We start from the raw sequence: 7,209 nt of genomic DNA, 5'->3' as shown, positions 1-7,209 counted from the left end.
TGTGCGAGAAGTGGCCCCTCCGGGCTGCGCCCGCGGGGCCACGTCTCGCATCTCGTCATCGCGCGCGCTGACAACCGGCCACCCGACCCGACCACGCGGGTCGTGAGAACTGGCCCGGCCCGGCGCCCCGACCACGCGGGTCGTGCACCGGGCTCGACGGTGGCGCGGCGGGTCAGTCGACGATCTCGCAGATGGCCGTGCCGGAGCTGACGCTCGCACCCGCGGTGGCGGAGAGCGAGCGGACGGTGCCGGCGCGGTGGGCGAGGAGGGGCTGCTCCATCTTCATGGCCTCGAGCACGACCACGAGGTCGCCCTCGGCGACCTGGGTGCCGTCGGCGACGGCGACCTTGACGATCGTGCCCTGCATGGGGGAGGCGAGGGTCGTGCCGGACGCGCCACCGTTCGCCTTGGCAGCGCTGCGGCGCGCGGGTCGCCGGGCGGCGTTGGCGGTGCGGGCACGGCCCGCGGCCATGCCGAGGCCTGCCGGGAGGACGACCTCCAGGCGCTTGCCGCCGACCTCGACGACGACGCGCTCGGTCGCGAGCGGCTCGTCGTCCTCGTCGGCGGAGGCGGCCGGGGCGGGCGCGAGCGCGGCGAGCTGGTCGGCGAACTCGGTCTCGATCCAGCGGGTGTGCACCCGGAACGGCTCGTCGTCCGTGGGGACGAACGCCTCGGCGTCGAGCACGGCGCGGTGGAACGGGACGACCGTCGGGATGCCCTCGACCTCGAGCTCGCGCAGCGCGCGGCGGGCCCGCTGGACGGCCTGCTCGCGCGTGGCGCCGGTGACGATGACCTTGGCGATCATGGAGTCGAACGCGCCGGAGATCGTGTCGCCCTCGGCAACGCCGGAGTCGACGCGCACGCCGGGGCCGGACGGGTAGCGCAGGCGCGTGATGCGGCCGGGGGCGGGCAGGAAGTTCGCGGCGGGGTCCTCGCCGTTGATGCGGAACTCGATCGAGTGGCCGCGCACCTGCGTCGACGTGTAGCCGAGCGGCTCGCCCGCGGCGATGCGTAGCTGCTCGCGGACGAGGTCGATGCCGGTGACCTCCTCGGACACGGGGTGCTCGACCTGGAGGCGCGTGTTGACCTCGAGGAAGGAGATGGTGCCGTCGGCGCCGACGAGGAACTCGCACGTGCCCGCGCCGACGTAGCCCGCCTCGCGCAGGATCGCCTCGGACGCCTTGTAGAGCTCGGCCTCCTGGGCGGGGCTGAGGTAGGGCGCGGGGGCCTCCTCGACGAGCTTCTGGTGGCGGCGCTGGAGGGAGCAGTCGCGCGTGGACACGACGACGACGGTCCCGTGCTCGTCCGCGAGGCACTGGGTCTCCACGTGGCGGGGCGTGTCGAGGTAGCGCTCGACGAAGCACTCTCCGCGCCCGAACGCGGCGGTGGCCTCGCGGACCGCGGACTCGAAGAGCTCGTCGATCTCGTCGGCCGTGCGCGCGACCTTGAGGCCGCGCCCGCCGCCGCCGAACGCCGCCTTGATCGCGACGGGCAGGCCGTGCTCGGCGGCGAAGGCGTGCACCTCGCTCGCGTCGGCGACCGGGTCGGGCGTGCCGGGCACGAGCGGGGCGCCGGCGCGCTGCGCGATGTGGCGCGCGCTCACCTTGTCGCCGAGGGCGTCGATCGCGGCGGGCGGGGGGCCGATCCAGACGAGGCCGGCGTCGAGCACGGCCTGGGCGAACTCCGCATTCTCGGCGAGGAAGCCGTACCCGGGGTGCACCGCGTCCGCGCCGGAGCGGCGCGCGACGTCGAGCAGCTTCGCGATGTCGAGGTACGTCTCGGCCGCCCGGGCACCACCGAGCGCGAACGCCTCGTCGGCGAGGTGCACGTGCGGCGCCTGCCGGTCGGGGTCGGCGTAGACCGCGACGGACGCGATGCCGGCGTCGGCGCAGGCACGGACGATCCGGACGGCGATCTCGCCACGGTTGGCGACGAGGACCTTGCTCAGGGGGCGGGTGGGGTTCGCGGGCACGGCTCACGGTAACGCGTGCGCGCCGCGCCGATCACGCTCCCGGGCCGGGTACCGGACAAGATTGGAGAAGATGCCAAGGCGCATGCGGGGCGGTTGGAGGAAACCTCCATAGCGGCACGCTCCTGGGCCTCGCCCGGCCCGTGGGGTTGTCCGGCACCCACAACGAGCGCAGACGACGGACGACGGCCGCGTCGGGTCAGGCGCGCAGCTCGTGCCAGGCGACCCCGGCCTCGCGGAGCAGCGAGCGCAGCAGCGGGAGGCTGATCCCGACGACGCCGTGGTGGTCGCCCTCGATGCGCTCGACGTAGGGCCCGCCGAGTCCGTCGACCGTGAACGCCCCCGCGACGTGCAGCGGCTCGCCCGTCGCGACGTACGCGTCGATCTCGTCGTCGGTGAGGTCGGCGAAGTGCACGGTCGTCGAGCTCGTGGCCCCCGTGGCGGTGCCCGTCCCGCCGTCCGTCTCCGGTCGCAGGTCGACGAGCCAGTGGCCGGTGTGCAGCACGCCGGCCCGGCCGCGCATCGCGCGCCAGCGCGCGCGGGCGTCGTCGGCGTCGGCGGGCTTGCCGAGCACCTCGCCGTCGAACTCGAGCATCGAGTCGCAGCCGACGAGCAGCGTGGGGTCGTCGATCGGGGCGCCGGTCCCGTCCTCGGCGAGGGCGCGCACGATCTCCTCGGCCTTCGCGCGGGCGAGGACGAGCACCGCGTCCACCGGGTCGAGACCGCCGCGCTCCGCGGCGGCCGCCCGCAGGACCGCGTCCTCGTCGACCCCGGAGACGCGGACGAGGGGTTCGACGCCGGCCGCGCGCAGCGTCGCGAGGCGGGCGGGGGAGCGGGAGGCGAGCACGAGTCGGAGCACCCGCGCAGACTACCCGCCGAGGCCCGACGCACCGGAGCGCCGGGACGCGACGCGTCCGCTACGCGACGAGGAGCGCGGCGACGACGAGGACGACCGGCGAGCCGAGCGTGGTGACGAGGATCGTGTCGCGCGCGAGGATCTCGCCCCTGCCGAACCGCGCCGCGTAGTTGTAGACGTTCTGGGCGGTGGGCAGCGCGGCGAGCGTGACGGCGGAGGCGACCGCAGCCTCGTCGAGCCCGAGGACGAGCCGGGCCACGACGAATGCGGCGACCGGCATGACGAGGAGCTTCGCGACGCTCGCGACGCCGACGGCCGCGCGCGGCTCGCCGCGGCGCAGCGGCCTCGTGCCGTGCAGCGACATGCCGAACGCGAGCAGGATCATGGGGATCGCCGCGCCGCCGAGGATCTCGAGCGGCGCCATGACGGCCACGGGCGGCGTCCAGCCGGCCAGCGAGACGGCGGCCCCCGCGAACGACCCGAGGATGATCGGGTTGCGCACGGGCTGGGCGAGCACGAAGCGCCAGGACAGCCGCCCGCTCGTCGTCGCGTCGAGGACGAGCAGGGTCACGGGCGCGAGCACGAGGAGCTGGAGGAGGATCACCGGCACGACCGCGGTCGCGTCGCCGAGCACGTACACCGCGACGGGCAAGCCGATGTTGTTCGCGTTCACGTAGCCGGAGCCGACGGCCCCGATCGTCGCCTCGGGGGCGGGGAGCCGGAGCCACAGCCGGTCGACGAGCACGAACACGCCCGCGGTGACGACGGCCGCCGTCGCCGCGACCGCGAGGGGCGCCTGGACGAGCGCGCCGACGTCGGCCCGCGCGAGGACGGTGAACAGCAGCGCGGGGCTCGCGACGAAGAACCCGATGCGGTTGAGCGCCGTCCGGGCGTCGGGGCCCCCGATGCCGAGACGCGCGGTGACGTACCCGGCCGCGACGACCACGGCGATGATGGCGAAACCGGTGAGGACGGCGCCCATGCGTCAGGTCCTCGAGGCGGGACCGACGCCGGTCGGCCCGGGCCGGCGCGAGGCCGACCCGGGCCGTGCCGACGACCGGGTCACGAGGAGAGCGCGTCGCGCAGCACGTCCAGGCCCACCGAGCCGAGGTTCAGCGCGCGCGCGTGGAACGCCTTCGCGTCGAACGCCTCGCCGCGTGCCGAGGCGGCCGCGCGGGCCTCGTCGCGCGTGGCCTCCCACAGGCGCTGCCCGACCTTGTACGACGGCGCCTGCCCCGGCCAGCCGAGGTAGCGGTCGAGCTCGAACCGCACGAACGAGTCGGGCATGTTGACGTTCGCGCGCAGGAACGTGAGCGCCTTGTCCGCGTCCCAGGTCCCGCCGCCCCACTGTTCCGGCGCGGGCAGGCCGAGGTGCACGCCGATGTCGAGCACGACGCGCGCCGCGCGCATGCGCTGCGCGTCGAGCATGCCGAGGCGGTCGCCGTCGTCGTCGAGGAACCCGAGGTCCGCCATGAGGCGCTCCGCGTACAGCGCCCAGCCCTCGCCGTGGCCCGAGACCCAGCACGCCAGGCGGCGCCACGTGTTGAGCGTCGCGCGCGCGTACACGGCCTGGCCGCACTGGAGGTGGTGGCCCGGGACGCCCTCGTGGTAGACCGTCGTCTTCTCGCGCCACGTGTTGAACTCCGTGACGTCCGACGGCACGGACCACCACATGCGGCCCGGCCGGGAGAAGTCGTCGCTCGGGGGCGTGTAGTAGATCCCGCCCGTCTGCGTCGGCGCGATCATGCACTCGAGGTCGAGCACCGGCGTCGGGATGTCGAAGTGGACGCCGTTCAGCGCGCCGATCGCGGCGTCCGACGTCTCCTGCATCCACGACTTCAGGGCGTCCGTGCCGTGCAGGGTGCGCGCCGGGTCGGCGTCGAGTGCGGCCACGGCGTCCTCGACGCTCGCGCCGGGACCCGCGATGCGGCCCGCGATCTCCTCCTGCTCGGCGACGACGCGCGCGAGCTCCTCGAGCCCCCACGCGTAGGTCTCGTCCAGGTCGACCTGCGCGCCGAGGAACGTGCGCGAGAAGAGCCCGTAGCGCTCGCGGCCCACGGCGTCCTGCTCGCGGGCCTGCGGGGCGAGCGTCGTCTCGAGGAAGTCCGCGAGGCGGCCGTAGGCCTCGCGCGCCGCGGCGGCGCCGTGCTCGAGCTCCTTGCGCACGAGCGAGCACGCCGAGGAGTCGTCGAGGACGGCGTTCGCCTCGGGGCCGGCGACGAACGTCGTGAAGAACGAGCCCTTCGCGTCCGCGAGCTCGCGCGACTGCTGCACGCCGATCCGCACCTGGCGGATCGCGGCGACGTTGCCGCGGGAGGCCGCCTCCGTGAGCGACGCCATGTACCCGTCGATCGCGGTGGGGAGGGCGTTGAGGCGCGAGGCGATGTTCTCCCACGCCTCGACCGTGCCGGTCGGCATGATGTCGAAGACGTCGCGCAGCTCCTGCACCGGCGACGCGATGTTGTTGAGGCTCGCGAGCGGCTCGCCCGCCTCGTGCAGCTCGAGCTGGAGGCCGACGCGCTCGCGCATCGCCGCGAGGGTGACCCGGTCGACGTCGTCGGCCGGCTCCAGGCCCTCGAGCTCGCGCAGCACCGCGCGGTCGGCGTCGGCCCGCGCGTCGTGCCCGGCGGGCGAGAGGTCGGAGACGAGGTGGTCGTAGCCGGACAGCCCCATCGCGGTCGCGGAGATCGGGTCGAGCTCGGCGATCCGCGTGACGTAGGCCTCGGCGACGGCGTCGATCGGCGTGGGTGTGCGGTCGGGGGTCCCGGCGGATGCGCCGGCGGGTGTGGTGGTGGTGTCGCTCACCCGGTCGAGACTACTCGGCGCCCGGTCGCGGGTCTGCCGGATTCCCCGGGGTCTCGCCGCGGTCGCCCCCGGTCGGATCCGTGGCCGGGCCCTCGGAAGAAGCGTCGTCGGACAGGGCCCGCAGCGCCGCCGCGAGGTCGTCCGCCCAGGCGCGGTGGTAGCGCACGAGGAGCACGCCCGTCGCGTCCGCGTCGTCCGCGGCGTGCCAGACGGCGACCGGGTCGCCCGGCCGCGGACCTGCCGCGCCGTCGGGCACGACGACGCGCGCCGGGCGTGCGGTCCTCGCGCCGGACGCGGTGGTCACGACCAGCGTCGCCCGCACGACCGAGGGACCCGCCGTCGTGGCGCTCGTCGCCGAGCCCCGCGCGCCGTCCGCAGCGGTGTCCTCGCCGGTGCCCGTGGTCGAGCCCACGACACCGACACCGGGGAGCACGAGCGTCCCGGTCGCCCGGACCGGCGCGGCGAGCAGCGCGTCGCGGCCGCGGGCGAGCCCCGCCACCACCCGGTCGTCCTGGTAGCGCACGAGCGCGAGCAGGGCCGTGACGAGGAGCCCCAGCGTCGCGACCACCACGACGGCGTCCGGCACGGGCCAGCCGCGGCCCGACGCGAGGCGCTGGTAGACGAGCAGCGCGACGGTCGGCACGAACGCCACGGCCCAGGCCCAGCGGCGCCAGCCCGGCACGGGCTCCACCGCCGGCAGACCGGTCGGGTCCGCCTCGACCGCGTCGGCGGAGGCGGGGAGCTCGACGAGCACGCCCCGCTCGGGCAGGCGGCGCACGCGGGGCGACGCGCTCGGCGCGGTCACGACCGCTGGCTCCAGCGCCACGAGTCGGCGTTGTGCCGGCCGGAGCGCCCGCCGAAGTTCTTCGCGGTCGCGCCGTCCCCGGTCCCGCGCAGCCCGCGCGCGCGGTTGGTCCACTCGTCGACGGGCGCGACGTCGTCGGGCAGGCCGCTCGCGGCGGCGGCCGCGGCGAGGCCGGCGACGAGCGCGGCGACCTCGAGCTCGTCCGGCGCGCCCCGCACGACGCGGACGCTCGGGGCGTCGGGCCGCGGCGTGCTCACTCGTCGTCCTCGTCGTGCTCGTGGTCGTCGTCCGCCCCGCGTCCCACGCCCCACTCGGGGACGGCGTAGCCCGCCTCGACGAGCCGCTCGCGTGCCTCGTGCCCCCACCGGTCCAGGAGCCCGACGACGTCGTCGAGGTCCGGCCCGCCGGGGTGAGTCATGACGACGTAGTCGAGGGTGAACGTGTCGTCCTGCACGTCGGCAGGCGAGGCGTCGTCGTCGACCTCCTCGTCGGCGCCCGGGTCCCACACCGACGTCGTGAGGTCGGCGTGGATGCCGAGCGCGCCGTGCAGCTCGTCGAACAGCCGCGCGTTGAGCGCGCCGATGCGGCCCTCGAGCGCGAGGACGCGCGGGTCCTCGTCCGCCTCGGACGCCCCGAACTCGGCCCGCACGCCGACGGCCGTCTCGACGTACTCGTGCAGCGCCGCCGTGAGCGCGTCGACCGCGGCGTGCAGCGGCGCCGGGTCCACGGACCCGAGCGGCACGGGTCCGTGCGTGGCGTCGTCGTGGCTCATGC

7 protein-coding genes are annotated in these 7,209 nt (G+C 75.7%); all 7 read right to left on the bottom strand.

Going from position 1 to position 7,209, the window contains the following annotated elements; genetic code table 11:
• Window positions 1-172: 172 nt before the first annotated feature.
• Window positions 173-1,948 carry an acetyl/propionyl/methylcrotonyl-CoA carboxylase subunit alpha gene (locus ACFVQZ_RS33655; RefSeq protein ID WP_383628553.1) on the bottom strand — a complete coding sequence of 592 codons (1,776 nt, stop codon included), beginning with the start codon at window positions 1,946-1,948 and terminating at the stop codon, window positions 173-175.
• A gap of 220 nt (window positions 1,949-2,168) precedes the next feature.
• Window positions 2,169-2,828 (bottom strand): Maf family protein, encoded by a 660-nt coding sequence (locus tag ACFVQZ_RS33650; RefSeq protein ID WP_378234503.1) that lies wholly within the window; start codon window positions 2,826-2,828, stop codon window positions 2,169-2,171.
• 58 nt (window positions 2,829-2,886) lie between these two features.
• Window positions 2,887-3,807, bottom strand: coding sequence for an AEC family transporter (locus tag ACFVQZ_RS33645; RefSeq protein WP_378234502.1), 921 nt, complete (start codon window positions 3,805-3,807; stop codon window positions 2,887-2,889).
• A gap of 80 nt (window positions 3,808-3,887) precedes the next feature.
• Window positions 3,888-5,630: a DUF885 domain-containing protein gene (locus ACFVQZ_RS33640; protein WP_378234501.1), complete on the bottom strand. Its 1,743-nt coding sequence runs from the start codon at window positions 5,628-5,630 to the stop codon at window positions 3,888-3,890.
• Window positions 5,631-5,640: 10 nt separating this feature from the next.
• Window positions 5,641-6,435, bottom strand: a complete 795-nt coding sequence (locus ACFVQZ_RS33635) for a hypothetical protein (RefSeq protein WP_378234499.1) — start codon at window positions 6,433-6,435, stop codon at window positions 5,641-5,643.
• On the bottom strand, window positions 6,432-6,692 hold the full coding sequence (locus ACFVQZ_RS33630) for an acyl-CoA carboxylase epsilon subunit (protein ID WP_378234498.1): 261 nt from the start codon (window positions 6,690-6,692) through the stop codon (window positions 6,432-6,434). Before ACFVQZ_RS33630 ends, ACFVQZ_RS33635 begins: the two co-directional genes overlap by 4 nt.
• Entirely contained in the window at window positions 6,689-7,207 is a 519-nt protein-coding gene (locus ACFVQZ_RS33625; protein ID WP_378234495.1) for a hypothetical protein, read from the bottom strand. Before ACFVQZ_RS33625 ends, ACFVQZ_RS33630 begins: the two co-directional genes overlap by 4 nt.
• Window positions 7,208-7,209 lie beyond the last annotated feature (2 nt).

Origin of the sequence: Streptomyces sp. NPDC057854 (genome assembly GCF_042797055.1) — a bacterium.
Taxonomy (GTDB): Bacteria; Actinomycetota; Actinomycetes; order Streptomycetales; family Streptomycetaceae; genus Streptomyces.
This window is presented reverse-complemented; position numbering and strand designations above follow the sequence as displayed.

Coding starts and splice junctions, on each gene's coding strand:
- ACFVQZ_RS33645 (WP_378234502.1), bottom strand. CDS start 3,807: ATGGGCGCCGTCCTCACCGGTTTCGCCATCATCGCCGTGGTCGTCGCG.
- ACFVQZ_RS33625 (WP_378234495.1), bottom strand. CDS start 7,207: ATGAGCCACGACGACGCCACGCACGGACCCGTGCCGCTCGGGTCCGTG.